This is a genomic window from Alcanivorax sp. VBW004, assembly GCF_009718865.1.
GTDB lineage: Bacteria > Pseudomonadota > Gammaproteobacteria > Pseudomonadales > Alcanivoracaceae > Alcanivorax.
On record NZ_WNHC01000001.1, the window covers coordinates 1,219,481 to 1,240,014 of the forward strand.

The following is a 20,534-nucleotide window of genomic DNA, read 5'->3' on the forward strand; positions in this document are numbered from 1 at the left end:
AGTTAAAATTTAATGAAAAAGACGAAGTTTCTGTGGGGGAACTATGGGAAAGGCATTATCTGTCGTGCTCGGTGCGTCGCTGGGTATCAGCCCTTTATGGGCGATTGCTGCTGAAAGCGACGTGGAGCAGACGCTGCGTGATTACCAGCAGCGGCTTGAAAAGCTGGAACAGCAACAGGTTGAAAGCAGCCTGACACAGCCCGAGCGGCTGCGTATCAACGGATTCCTCTCCGCCGGCATGAGCCGTGCCGAGGCGGACACCACCTTGGGTGACGACGGCAGCTACATCGATGGCTCCGGTGATAAGTGGAGCCATGATTCCCTTACCCGTGCCGGCGTACAGTTTAACGCCCAGCTCACCGACAAGGCCGAGGCGGTTGTCCAGCTGTTTGCCTCCGGTGCCGATGATTTCAATGCGGAAGTGCAGTGGGCCTACCTGGACTACGACGTTACCGAGAGCGTCAGCGTTAAGGCGGGGCGTATTGTGGCGCCGTTTTATCTGCACTCACAGTATGTGGATGTAGGTTATGCCTATCCGTGGGTGTCATTGCCTTCCGAGGTGTATCAGCTGGCGCCCATCAAAACCATGGAAGCACTGGAAGCGACCTGGGGCTTCAATACCGGCCCGGTCAGCCATCGGCTTAGCGGTTTCTGGGGTTCCAGCACCGTGGATGGCGGGCCGCGTACCAACAATGCGCAATACCAGGCTGACGATCTCGCCGGCATGAACCTGACCAGCCGCTGGCGTGACTGGACCGTGCGTGCGGCCTACTCTGCGGCGGATGTGTCCGTGGGGCAGGATGATCTGGATGCGCTGATTCCTGCTACCGCATTGGGGCTGTCCTTTGACGAGGTGTACACCTACTTTGCCGGCCTTGGCCTGCAATATGATGACGGTAGCTGGTTCATGTCTGGCGAGGTGGCGCGTCTGGACTTTGGTAACTGGTACCCCAGCAGCCAAAGTGCCTATGTGAGCCTGGGCAAGTATATGGGCAAGTGGATGCCGTTGGTGACCTGGGCGGAAGTGGATCCCCGTGATCTGGATTCCTCTTTGCCTGGCCCGATCAATGATGGCCTGGCCGAGCAGCAGAAAAGCTGGACGGCAGGATTACGTTACTCGCTCACCGATTCCATCGCCCTGAAAGGGGAGTTCAGTTACTACTACGACTTCTCCGATGATGAGGTTTCCACCACAGGGTTCTTTGTCACCGACCCGGGGGCGGAGATGGAAGATGATCATGCCACCATTGTGCGTCTCAGCGCCGATCTGGTCTTTTAAGGGAGAATGATAATGAAGAAATGGATAATTTCATTGCTCCTGACCCTGTCCGCCACTCTGCACGCCGAGCCGGTTGTGGTGGTTTCAGCCAGTAGCGAATTGACCATGCTGACCCAGGACGAAGTACGCCAGTTATTTAATGGTTTGACTCGCCGGGCGTCTGGCGTTGCCTTGAAACCGTTGGATTTGCCGGCTAAAAGCGCTGAGCGCACGGGCTTTTATCAGCGGGTGATGGGCAAAAGCGCGGAGCAGATGAAAAGCTATTGGGCCAGAATGATTTTCACCGGTCGAGGTATGCCGCCCCGGGAAGTGTCCAGCGACCGGGAAATGGTCATGCTGGTAGGCAGTAATCGAAACTTTATCGGTTACGTGGATGAAACCAAGGTCTCACCACAGTTAAAAGTGGTGTATCGCCCCTGAATGTGTTTTTTGACCCGCCTCTCCGGCGGGTTTTTTTTGAACACGGATTAGACGGATGTCGCCGTTGTGTCAGTGCGTGGTTGCCCTGCGTTAATCCGCTTCGCTTGAGCCTCTGTTACGCAGCGGATGGCGCGCATACACTGCCTGCATGCGTTTATTCATTCTGATTGTCCTCACTATTTCCCCGCTGTTGGCCCCGGCCGATTGTGCACAGCTTGCGCCTGCCCGTGGTGTGCCTGCTGCGTCTGATCAGACATGGGCGCTGGCAACCCTGAATCTGTGGCGCCTGCGCGATGACCACAAGAACAGCGAGCTGGATGACCCTGTGTCGTCTGCGTTGTTGAGGGCACGGATAAATGCCGTTGCGGGCTTTATTGTTGAAGACCTGAACGCGCCGCATGTTCTGGCGCTTCAGGAAGTGGAAAACCAGGCCGTGCTGGATCGGCTGGCGGATCGGTTGGCGCAGCGTGGTTACCGGTATCGTTCAGCGCTGCGTGAGGGTAATGATCCTTCGGGTATGGATGTGGCAATAATGTATCGCTCACCGGTCAACATTGGGTCGGTGAGCACTCTTTTTTCAGGCCAGCAATTCCATGGTCACGCGCTGTATGCACGCCCACCGTTGGTGGTTACGCTTGAAGCGCCGCTTGCTGTGAATGTAGTGGTGGTGCATTGGCGTAGCGCGCGGAATTTGAAGAAAGCCTGGGTTCATGAAAAAAGACAGACTCAGGCGGCCTTGTTGGCCAACTGGGTAACGATGCAGACCTCGCCATTGATCGTCGCGGGGGATTTCAATACGACGTGGGATGAAGGCCGGTTCTCCGACAGCAATGAACGGTTTGAGCAATCGGGCTTGCTGAATCTCTGGTCGTTCTTGCCTGAAAAGGAACGCTACAGTTTTCGCCACCGTTGTCGCCCGCAAGCGCTGGACCACATCTGGGTGTCACCCGGATTGAAGCCCTCTGTTAGCAAGGTTGCGGTGAGTCGTGGTAATGCGGGGCGTTATGACAGCCTGTATGGCAGCCAGGGTGTGGCACCGATTTCAGACCATGATGCATTGGTGGTGTATTTTGAACGCTAGAAGAAAAAATGCGGGAAGTTTCATGCTGCGAGTAACACCGCTCCCTCTTTGCTTTTAAGCGTCAGGCATCGGGCGTTGAGCATCAAGCGTGAAAGAAAAAAGCGCCGCAGGGTTGCTTGCGTGCTTGCGAGGACCAGGGAGAGCCCTGCGGCGTAAACAGTGGGCGACCGGAGTCGCCCGAAGGAGCGTGTTTGATCTTGTGCCTTACAGAGCGAACTCGTAGGAAACGCTCATTACGACGTCGTCATCCCAGGTGTCTTCGCCGGCAACATCTTCCTGGTCTACGATTTTAGACGCAGTAAAGGTGAACTGGTCGGTGACGGCGTAGCTCAGATCCACGTGGGTGTAATCTGCCAGGGTGCCATCGACTTCCGGATCGCCATCGAAGTCGTAGTAACCTGCACTAATACCGTATTTGTCGTAGCCGTAGCCCAGTGCGAAGTAGTTGTCTTTGTTGTCAGTGGCATTGTCGCCGTGAGCTACTTCGCCAACGCCGATGAAGGCATCGGCGCTGAAACCGGCAAAGCCTGCACCAACATGCACTTCTTCGAAGTCAGCACTGGAAGCCGGATCGGTGGCACCGGTGCCACCGGAGGTGTAGTTGTAGTCGATGTAGCTGATGTCATAGCTGAAGCCGCCGGCTTCGCCACCAAAACCTGCGTACAGGTCATACTCGGTGTCGTCGGTTTCAGAGGATGCCCAGGCGCCTGCGTACAGGCCGGAAGCGTGGGCGTAATCAACACTACCGTATACCGCTGCGCCGTCAGTCAGTTGCTGCCCGCGCCACAGGTACTGGCTGGATGCACCCAGAGTGCCGCTGACTTCAGCCGCAGCAATGGCAGGGGCCAGGCTGGCAGCAATCACTGATGCCGCCAGAACGGTTTTCTTCAGACCAAATACGTTTTTCATGTGCAACCCTCTTAACAAGTCTAATTCGTTCAGTGTGCGCAGGTGACGCACCGCCAATTCGGCTCATCAGAAGTATTGCAGAGACTGTGCCAACTATTGTTACTCTTTTTATAACAATGGGTTAGCTTGTTTCAGGTGGGGTGTTTGGAGGTTCGTGCAGGGAGAGAAAGGAAAGCGGTGCACGATAATGGTGCTCGGCACCGCTTTGGTGCGACGGTTATGGGCATTCCCAGTCAGTCAGAACCGCATCGGCTGAGCCGCCGGCCGCGTCTTGCAGCGACAGCCCGCACTGATCATTTTCGTAAACAAAATGGGCGCTGTATTCGCTGTTGGCAGAAGGCGTGAATAACAGGGCAACCTGACAGCGATCGCGGCTATGGTTATTGCCTGGGCGATTGAAGGCTACGCCGATTCGGGTGGGCTCCCCTGCTGTGACGGTGGTAGTGACTTGCGGGCTTTTCTTGAGGGCTTCGCGCAGATCGCCCAGCGCCTCGCTGCCACTGTTTGTCAGAGCATATTCTGTGGATTTGAAGCCTTTTCCGGGGACACACACCATTGGCTGGGCGGAGAGGCTGTTGCCGGTGAAGGTGACGGTCGCGGTATCGTCGCCGCTGGGGGGCTGGTAGTTGAGGTGCTGACAACCGGCCAGCAGGAATGCACAGGCTGTGGCAAGGTATTTCATAGAAAATTCCTGTTTGGTTTTGCTCAGTATAAGGCGGTGGTAGAGCAGGCAAAGCGTGATTCAGCGGTGCCTTGAATCAGGGTGGTCCAATCTTGGGCACCGCGCATGCACGGGTCAATGCAAAGCTGAGGCCAAGTTGTCGCTTGTGGTGGCGCAGGCAAGGCATTTTGCCATGGCTGAACCCTGGCAACATCTTGGCGCGTTACGGTGCGGGGAACCAGTGTTCAATGGCCTGGCGGGTGAGGCGTTGCTTCTCTTTCGGGGTTGGCAACCAGTTACCGGCGTTGCTGGCCATGGCGGTGAGGAACTCGAAGAAGGGCAGATGCTGGCGCAGAACCCGGTGATGGCGGTGGCTAATCATCGGGTTGAAGTAACCGAAGAAATCCAGCATCTGGCGTGGGTTCTTGCGCACCCAGAGCCAGGACCCCATTTCCAGGGTGAAGGGCAGAAAGGTGTGATCCGGCTGCTGTTCCTGGGCGTCGTCGTACAGGTAATCCCAGAGATCCCCGTGGGTGGTGTAGTTGATCGACTGCGGCTCGATCAGGTAGGGATGGTGATTCGGGTAGGTTTGCTCGAAGACCTGTTTGAGCCGGTATACCTCGGCAATATGCGGGATCGGCCGATGGCTTCGCGCGTAGCAACACCAGACCCGGTCCCGACGGCCAAAGCCGCTGTGGCAATCCAGGCTCATGGAGAATGGTGAGGAAAACAATTTTTCTCGCACGGTGCGGATTACCGCCTGGGCCTCGGGCTCCATGGGTTCACCCCTTTTCCCCCGATACCAGGGCAAATGCCGGCTGATGCGATGGCCGCCGACCAGAAAGGGGACCTTGCCCATGGCGTCAATCGGGGCGTTGCGCATCAGATCCACCCCGTTGGGGTTGCTGCGGGTGCGCCGCCAGATCCCGCCTGGATTGATCATGGGCATGAAAACCAGGCGTACCTTTTCCAGGCGCCGGTGAAGCTGGTCATCCCATTGCAGGCGATGGATCAGGCTATGCAGCCAGGACATCAACACCTGACTGCCAATCCGTTCCACACCGTGTACGCCACCGAAAAAACCTATCACCGGTGCGTTGGGCGATTGGCTGCCCAGCTCAATCACATGAATTGGCAAGGAGATTTGACCCATGGGCACCTGATGCACGGTGGTCACGCGTAAATGCCGTTCCCCGTGGCGGATCAATGCATCCAGTTCCAGCAGTTCCGGCAGGTGGCGTTGCAGCAGGTAGAGCTTTTCTTCCATAGGTCACTTTCGTCCACGGTGACGCTCACCTTAACGGCAATGGATAACAGAAATGTGACGATAGAAGCGGCGGGCGATTCAGGCGGCTGCACGGTCCGGGGCTAGCGGGATTCTCCGCGTTGCCACTGGTAGCTTTACGCTTGTGGTTATCTCTTCCCTTTCACCAAAGTGTGATCGTGTTGTCAGCAGAGTGTCATGACGGGTTTCTAGCGTGAAGAGCAAGGGTTTCATCGCATGACGGGCGGAGTGCTTCGTCCGGATGTCATCACAACGGAAGGGCGACTGTGGCCAAGCCAGACATTCAGCCTCACGATTCTGTTGATACATTGCGCACCGGTGATCTGCTGCTGTTTTCCGGTCGGGGGTTTACCAGCGATGTGATTCGGGTATTTACCCGCAGCCCCTGGAGTCATATAGGCATGGTGCTTCACCTGCCTGGTCAGCCGGAACCGCTGGTGCTGGAATCCACTACTCTCAGTGAATCCCCGGATGTGACCCTCGGCCACCCGATTGCCGGTGTGGCGCTGGTTCCGTTACACAGAAAAATCCGGGATTACCCGGGGGCGGTGGCGGTACGTCGACGGCACGGGCCCAATCTGTCGGAGCGCCAGCAGCGCATGGTGGCCCGCATGGCGCGCCGACTGCTGCATCGCCCCTATAAAAATTATGTGTTCTGTAATGCGCTGGATGTGCTGACCGGGTTTACCCGCCGGCCAGACCAGCGTGGCTGGTTCTGCTCCGAGCTGGTGGCGGAGCTCTATCGTCGCCTTGGCTGGTTACCCCTGGATACGCGTCCAAGCACCTTGGTGCCCGGCCATTTTGGTTCGCGTCATATGCGTTTGCAGCATGGCAAGCTGGGCCCCGTGGAATGGCTAAAATCTGAATTGCCATGGCGTCCGATGCGCGGTGAGGCCGATAAGACGCTTACAGCCAGCGCCGCACCTTCTTCCTGTATGCCTGCCACTGCTCGCCAAACTGTTGGGCATGAAACGTTTCTTCCGCCGCGATCACATGTTGCTGGATAACCCAGATGACAGGCACCCACATCACCAGCATGCCGGTGCTGTGTTGAGCCAGTGCCATGGCCAGATGCAGGCAGGCAAAGCCCAGGTAGATGGGATTACGGCTGAGCGAAAACACGCCGCCGGTGAGCAGGGCATTGGCTGCCCGGTGCGGCATCAGTGTGGTGTGGGCCCGGCGCAGTTGAATCACCGCACTGGCGGCAAGCCCGATCCCGATAAGCGCGAGCACCAGTGTGACCCATTGCTGGCCGGTGAAGTGTACCCCCGGAAGGGACAGCGCACGGTCCAGCCCGTATCCCATCAGCAGCCCGCCCAGAAAGAGGGCTGGCGGCGGCATCATGACCTGGGGATGTTGGAGCGACATGGGATTTCCTTCTGTGATGTTTGTTTGTCGGTATGCGGGACCAAGGTGTGATTGTATCTGCCTCAGGCTGTTTTTATCACGGGAAATACCGGGCCGATGTCGGCCAGGTCAACACTGCACCGGAGCGCGTTGAACGCAGTGAACGCAAGGAGAGGCAAAAGATTGAGCAATGGACTATTGATCGTTTGTGAAAAGCTGGGTTATGGTAATTCCAATCCCGCCTTTGTGGGAGTGATCGCGATCAAAAGCTGAAAAAGCTTAATGCAACTGAACCGCCAAAGGGCTTAAACCGTGGCGGCAGGCGCAGGCGTCACTCTCGCAGTCCCATCTGACGTCAAGCCTCAGCCGCCAAAACGAAGCAACCGTACCGTCTAACCTGTATAGGGGATACGCATGGAAGAGCGCGCGGCCAGACTCCACACCCTTTCCGTCAACCACGCAAGCGCCAGTCAGAACGACAGTTCGACCTTCGAAGAAGACCAGAAAAAAACCTACGTTATCGATACCAATGTGCTGATTCACGATCCCAACTCGTTACTGAATTTCGAGGAACATCGGGTCGTGATTCCCATGACGGTGCTGGAGGAACTGGACAAGCTCAAGAGTGGAAAATCACACACGGCGGCGGATTGCCGTGCCGCGATTCGACAGATCGACAAGGTGCTGGGCAGTGCGACACCGCAGCAGGTGGAAGAAGGAATCCCCATTCCCCGTGGTGGCGATAATGCGCCCCAGGGCACCTTGACAGTGTTGATGGCGGAACAGAACAAGACCTTTGCGCCGCTGCCCAGTGACCTGAATGACAATCGCATCATCAACGATGTGTTTGCCATGAAAGAGCAGTTCCCGGATAGCCGCTATATTCTGGTGACCAAGGACATCAATATGCGCCTCAAGGCGCGGGCTTGCGGTATCGAGTCGGAGGATTACCACAACGACCAATTGGTGTCAGACATCAAGCAGCTGACCAGGGGTTACTTTGAAGTGCCCGGATCGTTCTGGGACCAGGTCACCCAGGTGGAAACGGAACAGGTGGGCGTGGACACCCTGCACCATTTGTCCCACGGTTTGCTGGTCAGTGAAATTCTGGGTGAAGAGGTCTATCCCAATCAGTATATCGTTGACGAACAGGGGTTTGTCGGCCGGGTTATGACAGTGGAAAACGGGGTGGTGACGCTTCGGCATTACAAGGCGGACAGCCTGATGGAGCAGGAAGCCTGGGGCCTGAAACCGATGAACATTCAGCAGGCTATTGCCCTGCAGATGTTACTGGACCCGGATGTGCACATTGTCACGCTGACCGGGGCGGCCGGGTCAGGGAAAACCATTTTGGCGCTGGCGGCGGCCATCGAAATGACCGTGGAGCAGAAAAGCTTCAACAAGATTATTGCCACCCGCTCCACGCCACCACTGGCGGAAGATCATGGCTTTCTGCCCGGCACGGAAGAGGAAAAAATGGACCCGTGGCTGGGGGCCATCAATGACAATATCGAGGCGCTACATCTGAACGATGAGAATCCGTCCGGGAGCATCCAGTATGTGAAAGAACGCGCCAATATCCAGTTCAAGGCGATGAATTACATCCGCGGGCGCAGTTTCCAGAAATCCCTGATCCTGATCGATGAGAGCCAGAACCTGACCCCCCATCAGATGAAGGCGATCATTACCCGGGCAGGCGAAGGTTCCAAGGTGGTGTGCCTGGGTAACCTGGCACAAATCGACACGCCTTACCTGTCGCCCACCAGTTCCGGGCTGACTTACATGACCGAGCGCTTCAAACGGTTCGAGCATGGTGGCTCGGTGCAGCTGAACGGGGTGCCCAGGTCCAAGTTGGCGGAATACGCAGAGTCGTTTCTCTGAATTTACAATTAATAACTTCGCGAGCCACTTCAGCTTTAGCCTGAAATGTAAGAGGCCGCGCCCTGTTTGGGTGCGGCCTCTTTTTTTAAAACCAGATGACCTGGTTGGGGTCAGTTATTAATTGTTAACTATTCATTATTAATTATGTTCCTGCACGCCTCAGACTGATAGAAATCGTCCAGCACCCACTCGATAAAGGGTTCCAGTACGCCTTGTTCAACCAGAACACTGGCGCCCCGGGCCAGTGCCGGTGTAGCGATCTCGCGGATCCGTTCTTCACTGATCTGCATGCCCTCGAGGACGCTTTTCAGTGATTTCTCCATCAGCGATGCCACGGCTGCCTGGATACCCACGCTGACCAGACGGCGGGTGTACGCCAGACGGGCGCTTTCATCGGTAATCGCGCAACTTTGCGCCACCACTTCCGTCACGGCGCCGTCGGGCACCATCTTCATGTAATTTGCCGGTTTAAGCGGGGCGACGCGGTGGTAGCCATCGCGGGCCAGTTGCTGAATTCGTTCGTTGGTTAATTGCTTGTTCAGCCATTGCTCACCGGTTTTCAGGGTGACGCGAATATTCTTTTGCAGGTAGGTGCGAATGGATTCTTCCATGCCGCCCATGGCTTTGCCGACCACACTCTTGCGGCCCATCTTCATCATGCTGCTAACACCGGGCAGTTTCGCCAGCGCATTTTCTTCCAGCAGGAAATTCTTGATGCCGGTATAGAGCATTTCACTGACCATTTCGCTGACCAGTGGATGGTTCATGGCCGCGTGAATAGCTTTTTCCCGCAGGCTTTGCAGCTTCAGTACCTGTTCGAGAATGGCCTCGAAGTGTTCTTCGCGGAGCAGCTCACCGATGGTGGCGTCATCCTGCTCAGCAGCGTCCCACACGGCAAGGCTCACGTCGTTGATGACGTCCTGCAATCCGCGGGCACTGAGCGCTTCCTGCAGCCACTGATCAACGACCTGTACAAGACTGTCTTGATCCACCAGGTTGCCGAGCGGAATGTCAGTGAGCAGGTTGCTCGCTTGAGCCATGAGGCCCTGCCAGTGTTCCGGGTCCTGAAGCTGTTGGCTCAGATGTGCCTTGTGAGCATCGCGCAGGGCGCTGACCAGTGTGTTGGAGGACATGGTGATACAACCTCGTTGTTATTCGGTTCTGGATATTGAAGATCCCGGGCCTGGCGATGGAACGCAGACCCCCGCTTCGCGGTAGAGCACACGGCTCCGAAAGCTATCTTGCGGCATTCGCACCACGCTGTATGTAACCGGGAAGACTGCTGCCGGGGGCGCTAGTGCAAACCTTACAGACGCAGTGGGTGGTGTGTATGCCGGGTACGGTTTGCTACCAGAGTGGATCGGCATCGGCGTGAGGTATGTTTTGTACCGTTGGTCAAAATTTATGCGGTTTTGGTCAGTATGCACAAGGTTGCACCGGTAGGGGCGCCTATTCTGAATCGAGCGGGGCGCCAATATGTCTGGACATCCAGTCTGGTAGTCAGTGTGGGGGCAGGCCTGCGAGGCCTGGTATCAAGTTTGAACCGCGACAGCATTTGGCGGACGCCTGATTTTTTATTGATGCAGCGCAATGCTTGGTATCCGAGTGTGGCGTTCAATGGTGCCGTGTTGACCCATCAGGGGATTCACTCCGGGTTTTTGAATGAATAAGGGGAAGGGTATGAAACTGCGCGGACAGGGAAAAAGTGTGTTGATGTTGTCCACCGTCTTGTTGGCCGGGCCTGTCATGGCTCATCAATCCGGCGATTTCATCGTACGCATGGGGGGGATCAAGGTTGCTCCTGATGTGAGCAGTGATGCTTTCGATTCGGCATTGCCAGTGGTTGGCGGGCTAGAGGTCGATGTGGACGATGATACCCAGTTGGGGCTGACGTTCGCTTATATGGTGACAGACAGCATCGGTGTTGAATTGGTCGGGGCAACGCCGTTCACCCATGACATTATTCTGGATACCGGGGGAAGCGGGGTGGTGATTGGCGAAACCAGCCATTTGCCACCGACGTTGCTGGCGCAGTTTTATGCTCCCCAGTTGGGCCCTGTACGCGGGTATCTTGGAGCCGGGGTGAACTACACGCTGTTTTTCGATGACAGCATTGATGATGCAGTAGTGAGCCCTTTGCTGAGCGGCGCTGATGTGGATGTGAAGCTAAGCAATTCCGTGGGCTTTGCCTGGGAAGTGGGGGCGGATTTCCTCATCAATGAAAACTGGCTGCTCAATGCTAGCGTCTGGAATATCGATATCGATACCGAAGCGCGGCTGTACGTGAACGACGCTCGGGTGGATAAAATCGATGTGGAAATTGACCCTTGGGTCTACATGGTCGGCGTGGGCTATCGTTTTTAGGGGCGCTTCACGCAACATGCTGAACGCTGTAGAGAGTAAGAAGCCAGTGAACTTGGGCGGCACGGGGGTGAGTGATCTCCGCCCTGTGCCTTCCGGTCTGGCGTGTAGCCTGCTGCGTGTTGCTTCCCGCGAGGCTTAAGCCATTTCTTCCAGGCATTCCGGGAATTGCTGGCGAAACACCTCGTAGCCGCCATCCAGGCTGACGACATTGCTGAACCCTTGCTCTGCGAGCCAGTCTGATGCGCTTTGACTACTGTTGCCGTGGTAGCAATACACCACCAGGGCATGATCAGGTGCGGTGTTGGCCAGAAACTGATCCACGTTGGCCTGACTTAAATGCACGGCACCTTGCAGGTGTCCGGCGGCAAAGCTGGCAGGGTCGCGGATATCGACAAACAGAGTATCACCCTGATCAAACAGGGTTTTTCCGTCCGTAGGGCTGATTCGCGTTGCCATGGTCAGTCCTTCTTTTCTGCGTTTTGCGTGGTGTCGTGGCCCGGCGCTTTCACTGGGGCAGCCGTTTCTTTCTCGGCCAGCAGATCGGCGGGTGGGTATTCGCATTCCAGCTTCATGCCAATGGCGTTTTCCAGTTCCGGCAGCAGGAAGGCATCGTCTTCACAGGCGAAGCTGATTGACATGCCGCTGGCGCCGGCGCGGCCGGTGCGGCCGATGCGGTGTACGTAATCTTCCGGGTCTTCCGGCAGATTGTAATTCACCACATGGGAGACGCCGTCGATGTGGATGCCCCGGCCTGCCACGTCGGTGGCGATCAGTACCTGCAGATCACCGGCACGGAAGCGTTCCAGAGTTTTGCTGCGCTGGGTCTGCGGCACGTCGCCGGAAATCAGGGAGACTTTCAGCCCTTTCTTGTGCAGCCGGTCGCTGACCCGGCGGGTAATATCCCGGCGGTTGGCAAACACGATGACCTTGTCCATGTTCATGCCGGTGATCAGGTTATAGAGCAATTTGAACTTGTCGTCGGTATTGGTGATGTAGACCTTCTGTTCCACGGTATCGGTGGTGACCTGGGTGGGCTCGATCTCCACTACTTCCGCGTCCTGGGTCCAGCGACGGGACAGGTTCATCACATCGTCGTTGAAGGTGGCCGAGAAAAGTTGGGTCTGGCGGTACTGGCTTTTCGGGGTCATGCCGACAATGCGTTTCACATCGGGGATAAAGCCCATGTCCAGCATGCGGTCGGCTTCGTCCAGCACCAGGAATTCTACCCGGTCGAGCCACAGGTCGCGGCGTTTGGCGAAGTCGAGCAACCGCCCGGGGGTCGCGACCAGAATATCAATCAGCTTGTTTTGCAGGCGTTCTTGCTGACGATTGAAGTTCATGCCGCCGACCACGCTCATTACCTGCAGGTCGGTGTGCTTGGCCAGAACCTTGGCGTCTTTTTCAATCTGCATGGCCAGTTCCCGGGTGGGGGCCACGATCAGGGCTCGGGGTTCACCGGCAAAGCGTTGCACGTCGATAGGGTGCTTGAGCAGGTCGTTGATCACGGTGATCAGAAAGGCGGCGGTTTTCCCGGTGCCGGTCTGGGCCCGGCCGATGGCGTCGGCGCCAGCAAGGGTGTGGGTCAGTACTTCAGCCTGAATGGGAGTGCAGTACTGAAAACCGGAATCAGCGATACCGTGCATCAGGTCCAGGTGCAGGTCGAAATCGTGAAAGCGGCTCTCGCCTTCCTTTTCCGGGACCTGAAATTGCTCCAGGCTCCAGGAGCTTGCCTTGTCTTTTTGCATGTATTCGCTCAGTCTGAATGCGAGAGATTTTGTGAGTGCAGTCGCCTTGTGTTCCTGTCTGGCAGGGCCTTGAAGGCGTCTCCAAACATCACAGTGTAGGAAAAATAGCCAGCGCTGTCAGAGGATGTTTGTTATGGGCTTGCTTCGCGGCGTTATTGTAGTGTTTTGGGTGGGGGTACTGTTAGCCATTTTCATGGATTTACCCGCTCCCTTTGACCGCTTGCTCATTATTGCCGGTTCGGTGGTGGCGATTCTGCACGCGCTGGAATGCCTGGGCTTTGCCCTGTGGTTGCGGGGCAAAGGCCTGTTTCACTGGCGTGATGCCTTGATGACCATGATATTCGGCGTGATTTACCTGAAGCCGAGAATGCGCGGGGTTCGCCGCGCCCGAACCTGAAATCGTCGTTTCTTATCCAAACACCAGCACCCGGTTATTGGCCGGCATTTCATGGTCTGCCAGGCATTGCCGGCCGTGGCGGGCAAACTCCTGTTCGATCCATTCCTTGTCGCGGATGCCCCGCTGCGGATCGGCGGCTTTCAGCCAGCCGTCAAACTGCCGGTTTGAATCACTGGTGAACTGCCCGTCGTAGTTGAAGGGGCCGTAGACCATGAATCGGCCTCCTTCGTTGAGGCGCAGGCAGCCTTCGGCGATGCAGCGGGCGACCAGCGACTGCGCCATGATATGAAAGGTATTGGCAGTGAACAGATAATCAAACGGGCCAGCCGGCCACTCGCCGGTGACATCCAGCGCCAGGGGCGGCCTGGCCGGGTTCGGCGTTTGGCTCAACCAATGGCGGATGGCGGGCAGATTGTCGGGTACGTCAGAGGGTTGCCATTGCAGGTGGGGCAGCTGCACGGACAGCCAGGCGGCGTGTTGCCCGGTGCCGGCGCCGATTTCCAGCAAGGTGCCGGGGGCCTGGCAGTGTTGTTGCAAAACCTGAAGGATGGGGCCTTTGTTGTTTTCGGCCGCCTGAGAGAAAGGAACCTCTGAGGATGTCATGGCTACTCCTGTGAGTGAGAAGCCATGGCACCATCAAAGGCTTTTTCTGGCAAGGGAAAAGCGTGATTCCCTGGCGGTTACTTCTTGCTCATGTATTTCTGGCCCATGGCGATCAGCTTCTGGTAGCTGGTCGGCAGCAGGCGCTGCATGGTGTCGACGGCGACAGCATCAGAACCGATCAGCACCCGGCGCTTGTTACCGCGGACACCCTTGAGAATGGTGCTGGCAGCTTCTTCCGGGGTGGTGCGGAACATCTTCTCGAAATCCTGGATGGATTGTTCCTTGCTGGCACCGGTGATTCGCTCAACGCCATCGCTCATGCGCGCGGCCTTGGCAATATTAGTCTTGATGCCGCCCGGATGAATGGAGGTGCAGGAGACCGGGCTGCCTTCCATTTCAAGCTCAATACGCAAGGATTCCGTGAAGCCACGCACCGCGAATTTGGCTGCGTTGTAGGCTGACTGGGTGGGAATGCCCACCAGACCAAAGATAGACGATACGTTGATGATATGCCCTTCACCGGCTTGCTTCAGGTAGGGCAGGAACGCCTTGGTGCCGTAAACCACGCCCCAGAAGTTGATGTTCATCAACCACTCGAAGTCGTCGTAGTTCATGTCTTCCACGGTGGCGCCCAGTGCCACACCGGCGTTGTTGAAGATCATGTTGGCCTGGCCAAAATGGTTAACCACATCATCGGCGAAATCGTAGAACGCCTGGCGGTCGGCCACGTCCAATATCTTGGTCATCAGGCGATCTTCGCCGAGGTTCAGGTTGTTGGCGGTTTCTTTCAGGCCCGCTTCGTTAATATCCGAGATAGCCAGTTTTGCGCCAGAAGCGGCCAGTTCCATGGCCAGTGCCCGGCCAATACCGGAGCCGGCACCAGTGATAACGGCAACTTTATCTTTGAAATTCTTCATGATGACTCCTGTATCCGCTCCCGCAGGAGAGGGCATGTATAAGCGAGTGGCAAGTTGAAAGTTCAAAGTTTAAAGGCGCGAGAGAGGTTGTCAGGGCCTGCATCGCCATGTCAGGTAGCAAGCCGTCGCGGCTTTTTGCGGCCGTGGATCCGTTCGGTGGGTACTGACTCTGCCCGCACAATCAACTTTGAACTTTTAACTCAAGTTGGCGACCGAGTGTAGACACTTTGTCACTGCAGAATGGGCCAATCTTGTCAGACAAGGTGCTGGCATCGTGGCATTGGCGACACGGCGGGCTGTCGCTGCGGTCTGTCAGAGCGACGGCTGGGGGCAGCTGTCGCTTAGTGGAGTGGCAATCGCAGCCCGGCTCTGGCGGACCAGGGTTTGCAGTTCAGTGTCACTGTGGCCGGTCACCGTGAGTGGGGGATGCAGGATAAGGCGGGCGGTGGCGCCGGGGTGAAGACGCAGGGTGCCGGCGGGCAAAATGTCGAAGGTCCCGGACAGGGTGACCGGCAATACCGGTATGTGCAGGTCCTGGGCCATCTTGAACGCGCCTTTCTTGAAGGGTTTCAATTGCCCGTCGCGACTGCGGGTGCCTTCAGGAAAGAACAACACGCTGGCGCCGTTGGCCAGCCGTGTCCGTGCCTCATTGAGCGATGCAATGGCCGCTTCAGTGTTGTCGCGGTTGATGAAAACATGGCCGAGTTTTTCACAGCAGATGCCAATAACCGGGATTTTGCGCAGCTCGTGTTTCATCACCCAGCGAAAATCCACGCCCAGGTAGCCATACAGGACAAAAATGTCGAACTGGCTGAGATGGTTGGCGACGATCACGTAGCTCTGGCCTGGCAATAGATGATGGCGTCCATGCACCTCGACCCGCACGCCGCTGTATAACAGGCAGAGCTTTGCCCAGGGAATGGCGCTGAGCTTGGCGACCTTCTCCGCCGGCAGAAAGGGAATTAACAGCAAGCAGGTCAGCCCCGCAAGCACAGTGGTGGCCACCATCAGTGGCACAAAGATCAGCCAGCTATAAAGAAAGAAAAACAGCCTTACCATCACGTGCCGCTCTCCGGATTGTGCGCAGACGAGGGCCTATGGTAGCGGAGGGCTGGCCGAAAATGACAGACAGATAAGCACTTTGTTACGTTTTGATGATGCGCCTTTACGGGCCGGGAGCGGCCTGCGGTCTGGCGTCGGCCGGCCGACCAGGGCCATGCAGATCAATATAGTCGTAATAATGGTTCTGGTATTCCGGCTTATTGACGATGCGGCGAAGGCGCTCAAGTGTGAAGTAAGGGGCATCGCGGAGCAGAATATTGGCAATCCAGGCGGGGATGTAGCCGCCGGGATCCAGAATCAGCTCATAGGTCATTTCCACTTCGTGGTTACCCAGTCGGGTAAAACCCAGCAGCCCGGTCATTTCCGGGAAGCGGATGTAATTATTGTTGGGGGGCAAGGCATCGGGCTGGTTAATCAGCGTGATCATCACCGATTCCTGCTCGGTGTTCAGGGTCTGCGTCACTTTGGCACGCAGCACCGCTTCCCGGTCGGCCAGCGGCCAGGGCAGCTGGGTGGTAAAGCGCAGCTGTCGGTCCAGGGGGCTGGTGCGGCCGAACTCTTCTGCGCTGTCGACAAAGTGAAGCCACTTGGGGAACGAAGGATAATCGTTGAGCAGGGCGACCAGGGAGTATTCGTCGTTCAGGGTAAAACGAGTGATTCCGCGAAACGTTTTCAAGCGGGATTCATCCCGGTGTTTCATGTACACCTGAATGTCATTGCGGTCACTGACCAGGGTCCAGTCGGGGTCCTCATTGCTGGATGCCGGTGCAGACCATGCCGGGGAAAAGGCAGAGAACAATGCAGAAAGTGCAAGCAGAAGCCAACTAAGGCAAAAAGGTCGAAGCCTGTCCATAGGGGGCGAAGAGTCCTTGTTCGCTATTCTTGGAATTGATTTGGGCATATAACGCGACGTCATTATGACATTATCATTATAGGGCTGAACACATTTTGACCGCTTTGCCCTGTGGTTTCTCCGCGCTAACTGACAGTCGGTGCGGCAAATATGTATTAACGGCAGGCAATTTTGTGAACGGCTGCTAGACTGTCGCCCGGCGCGTTTTGCGCTGATTGAGTACTCAATAACAAGCATTTGCATATTTCTGTTGTGACGATTCCCTATGCTTAAACGAGCGTTTCATCTTTTGGTCGGTGCAGCCTTGGTGGCGGGCTATTTTGCGGCCACCCCGGCTCGGCTCTGGCAGCCGGCCCCGCAGTTGCTGGCGGCAGATCCCGCCCCGGTGCCTTCTGCTTCCCAGTGGCAAACCCGGTTTGCGTCCGATGCGGATACCAGCATGGTGCATGCAGCCTCCATGCTGGAACTGCCCGACGGCCGTTTACGGGCTTTCTGGTTTGCCGGTACCCGGGAAGGGGCAGCGGATGTGTCCATTAATTCCGCGATCTTTGATCCCGAGTCAGGTGCCTGGTCCGACGAGACGGTGTCTGTCACCCGCGAACAGATTTCCCGGGGCTGGGGGCGCCACATCCGCAAACTCGGCAATGCGGTGCCGGTGCTGGATGATGATGGCCACATGCGGTTGTTTGTGGTGGCAGTCAGTTTCGGTGGTTGGGCGGCCAGCCGTCTGGTAGTGATGGAATCATCAGACCTGGGCGCCAACTGGGACTTCGATACGGCATTGGTGGCGACCCCGTTCCTGAATATCAGCACGCTGGTCAAGACCCCGCCAATTCATTACAGCGATGGCTCCATCGGCTTGCCTGTGTATCACGAGATGATCGGCAAGTTTGGTGAGATTCTGCGCCTGGACCAGGATAACCGTATCCTCGGCAAGGCCCGCATCGGCCATGGGCGCAAGGCCATTCAGCCGCTGGTGTTGGTGGACGACAGCAACCATGCGGTCTCTTTCCTGCGCAATGAGAATGAACCGAACAACGGCTACCTATATCAGTCCTCCAGCAGCGATGGGGGCTGGCGCTGGTCACCGCTGGAATATGCGCCGGTGGACAACCCCAGCTCAGCCGTGGGCGGTGTGGCCATGGGCCCGGGGCACTGGCTGGTGGCGACCAACTGCAATCGTGAAGAACGCGATGACCTGTGTATTCGTGAAACCCGTGATGCGGGGCAGCATTGGGAAGATCGCTGGTTTTTCCATAATCGCGAGCAGTGGCGGGGTAACGCATTGAAACCGGATGCGTTTGCCGACCTGATTGATGATGAATTTGTTGGCAAAGCGATCCCCGAAGATCAGCGCCTGTTCCTGGAGCGGGTAAAAGCCAACAAGTGCCAGCCCCACCGAGGGTGTGAGTTTCAGTACGATTACCCGTACATGGTGCGTACCCGCAACGGGGACCTGCACTTGCTCTACACCTGGAACAAGACGGCGATCCGCCATGCCTGGCTGAAAGCGGATGCCGTGGAGAGCCGCGCGACGCAACAACAACCAGAACAGGGAGCTCGATAATGTCACTTGATCTGGTGATTTGTGCACTGGTGCTGGTGGCGGTGCAGTTGCGTATCAGCGCCAACCTGCTGTCCTTGCGCGGGCGTGTGGTGTTGGCCGGTCTGGTTTTTGTCTGGTCCCTGTTGCCCTACCCGTGGGGGCCGGGGGCCTGGGTGCTGAGTTATCTGGCAGGTTTTAGTATCTCTTCCGGCCTGTTGGCGGTGCTGGCGATTCAGCACCGTATTGCCGGGCATTACTGGCTGCCAGTGCGGGAATTGCGCACGGCCTGCCTGATGCTGGTATTGATGGCGTTGTGGTTCTACCCGATGAGCATGGGCTCCAGTTATGCGGATCCGTACGCGTTGGGTTTTGGCGATTTCGTCTTCAGCACCGCCCTGTTGTTGATCGGTCTGCTGGCGTGGGTCACCCGGGCCTATGCCTCCTGCCTGATTCTGGTGGCGGCTCAGTGCGCCTTCGGTGCCGGCTGGCTGACCAGTGATAATCTCTGGGATTACCTGATCGATCCCTGGCTGGTGTGCTGGGCGGCAGGTTGGTTATTGCGGGACCGGCTGCTGCGGGCGCGGGCCATGCCCGCGCCGCAGCCTCCGGTTCAGCCTTCGGAAGCGGGCAAAGATGCTGACGGCGCCACCGAGGCGGCGGGCCAGAACAGCGCCACCAGGTAGCCCACCAGGAACATCAATACGTTGCCGATCAGGCCGGTGTAATACAGGTCGAAGGGGGCGCTCAGCGCCTCCGGCAGCAGCTGGTTATTGGTCAGAATGGTCCAGCCGGTGAACACCAGTGTGCAGCCGATGCCACACCAGGCGGCCCGCGCATTCCCTCTCTTGCTGAAGAACCCCAGTAGATACAACCCCAACATGCCGCCACCGAGCAGGGAGACCAGAATGGTGGAGGTGTCCTGCAGCGTTTTCGTGTCCGCCTGGTTCAGCCACAGCGCGCCGAAAATCATTAGCCCGGTGACCGCAATGGCAATAGTCCAGGCCACCTTCAGATAGTGACGATCATCGCGGCCGGGGCGCAGGTGGCGGCGGTACAGGTCCACCACGCTGACCGTGGTTATCGAATTGATGCTGGAATCCAGAGAGCTCATGGCTGCCGCCAGGGCTGCGGCGATCACCAGCCCGGCCACGCCGGCGGGCAGGTAACCGGTAATGAAATGCGGCATCAGGGTTTCCGCCCGGGCATCGCCGGCCAGAATGGCGCTGGCATGCGGGTCCGGGTATGCCTGAAAGAACACCCAGAGCGCGGTGCCCAACAACATATAAAACGCCCAGATTGGCAGTGCCGTGAACAGGTAGACCCAGAGCCCGCGTCGCGCTTCCAGCGTCGATTGAGAGGCGCAATAACGCTGCACGGTGTTCTGGTTGCTGGAGTATTCGGTGAGCCAGTTGGTCAGCCCGATCAGCAACATCATGGTGGCGGTTTTTTCACTCAGGGAGAACGACCAGGAGGTGTCACCCGGGGCGCCGTTTTCCCACGGCGCCAGCGCAAACTTGCCGGCATTGCCGGCCTGCTCGAAGACCTGGTTCAGGCCGCCGGGCAGTGCATCCAGTATCACCCACAGGCAGATGATGCCGCCGAGCAGCAGAATCACGGTTTGCAGCACGTCGGTCCAGATCACCGCATCGATGCCGCCGATCACGGTGTACAGCCCGACAAAGAGGCCGCCCAGCACAATGGCGGTGGCGGGGGACAGGTCGGTGACCTGCTGGATCAGCAGCGACAGCAGCCACAGAATCATGGCCAGGCGCACCAGCTGTGCCACCAGAAAGGCCACGGCGCCATACACACGAATGGACGGGCCGTAGCGTTGTTCGAGAAATTCGTAGGCGCTGGTCATATTGCCGCGCCGGAAAAACGGCAGGAACACGAAAGCGGCCACCAGCATGGCGGGCAGCAGGGCCAGGTTGGGGAGATAACGAAGCCAGTCGGTCTTGAAGGCGTCGGCGGGGTAGGCCAGGAACGTGATGGAGCTGATCGATGTGCCCACCAGAGACAGGCCGATCACCCAGCCACGGAAGCGGCGACCGCCCACAAAATATTCTTCGGTGTTGGTGTTACGGCGGGAAAAGTAGAAGCCGATACCCAGCACCACACACAGGTAGCCGGCGAGGACCACCCAATCAGCCGTTGCTAGTGTCATTATTGTTATTCCGCTGCAAG

21 protein-coding genes are annotated in these 20,534 nt (G+C 57.4%); 9 read left to right on the forward strand and 12 right to left on the reverse strand.

The window, feature by feature from the left end; translation table 11 throughout:
• Nucleotides 1-43 precede the first annotated feature (43 nt).
• The 3 genes from F1529_RS05505 (at nucleotide 44) to F1529_RS05515 (ending at nucleotide 2,780) form a co-directional block, all read left to right on the forward strand.
• Nucleotides 44-1,279 (forward strand): hypothetical protein, encoded by a 1,236-nt coding sequence (locus F1529_RS05505; protein ID WP_007148560.1) that lies wholly within the window; start codon nucleotides 44-46, stop codon nucleotides 1,277-1,279.
• A gap of 12 nt (nucleotides 1,280-1,291) precedes the next feature.
• Nucleotides 1,292-1,699, forward strand: coding sequence for a hypothetical protein (locus F1529_RS05510; RefSeq protein WP_230457717.1), 408 nt, complete (start codon nucleotides 1,292-1,294; stop codon nucleotides 1,697-1,699).
• Nucleotides 1,700-1,847: 148 nt separating this feature from the next.
• Nucleotides 1,848-2,780 (forward strand): endonuclease/exonuclease/phosphatase family protein, encoded by a 933-nt coding sequence (locus F1529_RS05515; RefSeq protein WP_155132826.1) that lies wholly within the window; start codon nucleotides 1,848-1,850, stop codon nucleotides 2,778-2,780.
• 204 nt (nucleotides 2,781-2,984) lie between these two features.
• On the opposite strand, the gene F1529_RS05520 is transcribed toward F1529_RS05515, so the two are convergent.
• The 3 genes from F1529_RS05520 to F1529_RS05530 all read right to left on the reverse strand — a co-directional run bounded on the left by F1529_RS05520 (nucleotide 2,985) and on the right by F1529_RS05530 (nucleotide 5,617).
• Nucleotides 2,985-3,689 carry a TorF family putative porin gene (locus tag F1529_RS05520; RefSeq protein ID WP_155132829.1) on the reverse strand — a complete coding sequence of 235 codons (705 nt, stop codon included), beginning with the start codon at nucleotides 3,687-3,689 and terminating at the stop codon, nucleotides 2,985-2,987.
• 217 nt (nucleotides 3,690-3,906) lie between these two features.
• Nucleotides 3,907-4,371 (reverse strand): hypothetical protein, encoded by a 465-nt coding sequence (locus F1529_RS05525; protein ID WP_155132832.1) that lies wholly within the window; start codon nucleotides 4,369-4,371, stop codon nucleotides 3,907-3,909.
• A gap of 202 nt (nucleotides 4,372-4,573) precedes the next feature.
• Nucleotides 4,574-5,617 (reverse strand): M14 family zinc carboxypeptidase, encoded by a 1,044-nt coding sequence (locus tag F1529_RS05530; RefSeq protein ID WP_155132835.1) that lies wholly within the window; start codon nucleotides 5,615-5,617, stop codon nucleotides 4,574-4,576.
• A 284-nt stretch (nucleotides 5,618-5,901) separates the two neighbouring features.
• Between F1529_RS05530 and F1529_RS05535 the strand changes: the two genes are divergently transcribed.
• On the forward strand, nucleotides 5,902-6,642 hold the full coding sequence (locus F1529_RS05535) for a YiiX/YebB-like N1pC/P60 family cysteine hydrolase (protein WP_290517598.1): 741 nt from the start codon (nucleotides 5,902-5,904) through the stop codon (nucleotides 6,640-6,642).
• Here the strand turns inward: F1529_RS05535 and F1529_RS05540 are convergent.
• Complete coding sequence (locus F1529_RS05540) at nucleotides 6,542-7,003, reverse strand: isoprenylcysteine carboxylmethyltransferase family protein (RefSeq protein ID WP_230457718.1); 462 nt, start codon at nucleotides 7,001-7,003, stop codon at nucleotides 6,542-6,544. The genes F1529_RS05535 and F1529_RS05540 overlap by 101 nt on opposite strands.
• A 393-nt stretch (nucleotides 7,004-7,396) precedes the next feature.
• On the opposite strand from F1529_RS05540, the gene F1529_RS05545 reads away from it, so the two are divergent.
• Nucleotides 7,397-8,863, forward strand: a complete 1,467-nt coding sequence (locus F1529_RS05545; protein ID WP_007151315.1) for a PhoH family protein — start codon at nucleotides 7,397-7,399, stop codon at nucleotides 8,861-8,863.
• Between the two features lie 128 nt (nucleotides 8,864-8,991).
• Here the strand turns inward: F1529_RS05545 and F1529_RS05550 are convergent, their stop codons facing one another.
• Complete coding sequence (locus tag F1529_RS05550) at nucleotides 8,992-9,996, reverse strand: hypothetical protein (RefSeq protein ID WP_155132838.1); 1,005 nt, start codon at nucleotides 9,994-9,996, stop codon at nucleotides 8,992-8,994.
• A 547-nt stretch (nucleotides 9,997-10,543) separates the two neighbouring features.
• Between F1529_RS05550 and F1529_RS05555 the strand changes: the two genes are divergently transcribed.
• The gene (locus tag F1529_RS05555) at nucleotides 10,544-11,227 is read left to right on the forward strand and encodes an OmpW family protein (protein ID WP_155132841.1); all 684 of its coding nucleotides are present in this window, start codon (nucleotides 10,544-10,546) and stop codon (nucleotides 11,225-11,227) included.
• A 135-nt stretch (nucleotides 11,228-11,362) separates the two neighbouring features.
• Here F1529_RS05555 and glpE read toward each other — a convergent pair whose 3' ends face one another.
• Both glpE and rhlB read right to left on the reverse strand, forming a co-directional pair.
• Nucleotides 11,363-11,683, reverse strand: a complete 321-nt coding sequence (glpE, locus tag F1529_RS05560) for a thiosulfate sulfurtransferase GlpE (RefSeq protein ID WP_007150169.1) — start codon at nucleotides 11,681-11,683, stop codon at nucleotides 11,363-11,365.
• A gap of 2 nt (nucleotides 11,684-11,685) precedes the next feature.
• Complete coding sequence (gene rhlB, locus F1529_RS05565) at nucleotides 11,686-12,972, reverse strand: ATP-dependent RNA helicase RhlB (RefSeq protein WP_155132844.1); 1,287 nt, start codon at nucleotides 12,970-12,972, stop codon at nucleotides 11,686-11,688.
• Between the two features lie 133 nt (nucleotides 12,973-13,105).
• Here rhlB and F1529_RS05570 point away from each other — a divergent pair, with 133 nt between their 5' ends.
• Nucleotides 13,106-13,369, forward strand: coding sequence for a DUF1145 domain-containing protein (locus tag F1529_RS05570; RefSeq protein ID WP_196220375.1), 264 nt, complete (start codon nucleotides 13,106-13,108; stop codon nucleotides 13,367-13,369).
• 12 nt (nucleotides 13,370-13,381) lie between these two features.
• Here F1529_RS05570 and F1529_RS05575 read toward each other — a convergent pair whose 3' ends face one another.
• From F1529_RS05575 to F1529_RS05590, 4 genes are all read right to left on the reverse strand, one after another.
• A complete protein-coding gene (locus F1529_RS05575; RefSeq protein ID WP_155132850.1) occupies nucleotides 13,382-13,972 on the reverse strand; it encodes a DUF938 domain-containing protein in 591 nt (196 codons plus the stop codon).
• 77 nt (nucleotides 13,973-14,049) lie between these two features.
• Nucleotides 14,050-14,889 carry an SDR family oxidoreductase gene (locus tag F1529_RS05580; RefSeq protein ID WP_007149516.1) on the reverse strand — a complete coding sequence of 280 codons (840 nt, stop codon included), beginning with the start codon at nucleotides 14,887-14,889 and terminating at the stop codon, nucleotides 14,050-14,052.
• A 312-nt stretch (nucleotides 14,890-15,201) separates the two neighbouring features.
• A complete protein-coding gene (locus tag F1529_RS05585; protein ID WP_155137045.1) occupies nucleotides 15,202-15,948 on the reverse strand; it encodes a lysophospholipid acyltransferase family protein in 747 nt (248 codons plus the stop codon).
• Between the two features lie 106 nt (nucleotides 15,949-16,054).
• Nucleotides 16,055-16,750: an START domain-containing protein gene (locus F1529_RS05590; protein ID WP_155137048.1), complete on the reverse strand. Its 696-nt coding sequence runs from the start codon at nucleotides 16,748-16,750 to the stop codon at nucleotides 16,055-16,057.
• Nucleotides 16,751-17,069: 319 nt separating this feature from the next.
• On the opposite strand from F1529_RS05590, the gene F1529_RS05595 reads away from it, so the two are divergent.
• Both F1529_RS05595 and F1529_RS05600 read left to right on the forward strand, forming a co-directional pair.
• Nucleotides 17,070-18,371 (forward strand): exo-alpha-sialidase, encoded by a 1,302-nt coding sequence (locus tag F1529_RS05595; protein ID WP_230457719.1) that lies wholly within the window; start codon nucleotides 17,070-17,072, stop codon nucleotides 18,369-18,371.
• Entirely contained in the window at nucleotides 18,371-19,033 is a 663-nt protein-coding gene (locus F1529_RS05600; RefSeq protein WP_039926302.1) for a hypothetical protein, read from the forward strand. The genes F1529_RS05595 and F1529_RS05600 overlap by 1 nt, the downstream gene beginning before the upstream one ends.
• Here the strand turns inward: F1529_RS05600 and F1529_RS05605 are convergent.
• Complete coding sequence (locus F1529_RS05605) at nucleotides 18,961-20,514, reverse strand: sodium:solute symporter (RefSeq protein WP_155132853.1); 1,554 nt, start codon at nucleotides 20,512-20,514, stop codon at nucleotides 18,961-18,963. The genes F1529_RS05600 and F1529_RS05605 overlap by 73 nt on opposite strands.
• Nucleotides 20,515-20,534: the final 20 nt, after the last annotated feature.

Bases quoted from the DNA above. Each gene is read 5' to 3' on its own strand.
- F1529_RS05605 (WP_155132853.1), bottom strand. From the start codon at position 20,514: ATGACACTAGCAACGGCTGATTGGGTGGTCCTCGCCGGCTACCTGTGT.
- F1529_RS05505 (WP_007148560.1), top strand. From the start codon at position 44: ATGGGAAAGGCATTATCTGTCGTGCTCGGTGCGTCGCTGGGTATCAGC.
- F1529_RS05510 (WP_230457717.1), top strand. From the start codon at position 1,292: ATGAAGAAATGGATAATTTCATTGCTCCTGACCCTGTCCGCCACTCTG.
- F1529_RS05570 (WP_196220375.1), top strand. From the start codon at position 13,106: ATGGGCTTGCTTCGCGGCGTTATTGTAGTGTTTTGGGTGGGGGTACTG.
- F1529_RS05530 (WP_155132835.1), bottom strand. From the start codon at position 5,617: ATGGAAGAAAAGCTCTACCTGCTGCAACGCCACCTGCCGGAACTGCTG.
- F1529_RS05595 (WP_230457719.1), top strand. From the start codon at position 17,070: ATGCTTAAACGAGCGTTTCATCTTTTGGTCGGTGCAGCCTTGGTGGCG.
- glpE (WP_007150169.1), bottom strand. From the start codon at position 11,683: ATGGCAACGCGAATCAGCCCTACGGACGGAAAAACCCTGTTTGATCAG.
- F1529_RS05515 (WP_155132826.1), top strand. From the start codon at position 1,848: ATGCGTTTATTCATTCTGATTGTCCTCACTATTTCCCCGCTGTTGGCC.
- F1529_RS05545 (WP_007151315.1), top strand. From the start codon at position 7,397: ATGGAAGAGCGCGCGGCCAGACTCCACACCCTTTCCGTCAACCACGCA.
- F1529_RS05520 (WP_155132829.1), bottom strand. From the start codon at position 3,689: ATGAAAAACGTATTTGGTCTGAAGAAAACCGTTCTGGCGGCATCAGTG.
- F1529_RS05540 (WP_230457718.1), bottom strand. From the start codon at position 7,003: ATGTCGCTCCAACATCCCCAGGTCATGATGCCGCCGCCAGCCCTCTTT.
- F1529_RS05600 (WP_039926302.1), top strand. From the start codon at position 18,371: ATGTCACTTGATCTGGTGATTTGTGCACTGGTGCTGGTGGCGGTGCAG.
- F1529_RS05585 (WP_155137045.1), bottom strand. From the start codon at position 15,948: ATGGTAAGGCTGTTTTTCTTTCTTTATAGCTGGCTGATCTTTGTGCCA.
- F1529_RS05555 (WP_155132841.1), top strand. From the start codon at position 10,544: ATGAAACTGCGCGGACAGGGAAAAAGTGTGTTGATGTTGTCCACCGTC.
- F1529_RS05575 (WP_155132850.1), bottom strand. From the start codon at position 13,972: ATGACATCCTCAGAGGTTCCTTTCTCTCAGGCGGCCGAAAACAACAAA.
- F1529_RS05550 (WP_155132838.1), bottom strand. From the start codon at position 9,996: ATGTCCTCCAACACACTGGTCAGCGCCCTGCGCGATGCTCACAAGGCA.
- F1529_RS05580 (WP_007149516.1), bottom strand. From the start codon at position 14,889: ATGAAGAATTTCAAAGATAAAGTTGCCGTTATCACTGGTGCCGGCTCC.
- F1529_RS05525 (WP_155132832.1), bottom strand. From the start codon at position 4,371: ATGAAATACCTTGCCACAGCCTGTGCATTCCTGCTGGCCGGTTGTCAG.
- rhlB (WP_155132844.1), bottom strand. From the start codon at position 12,972: ATGCAAAAAGACAAGGCAAGCTCCTGGAGCCTGGAGCAATTTCAGGTC.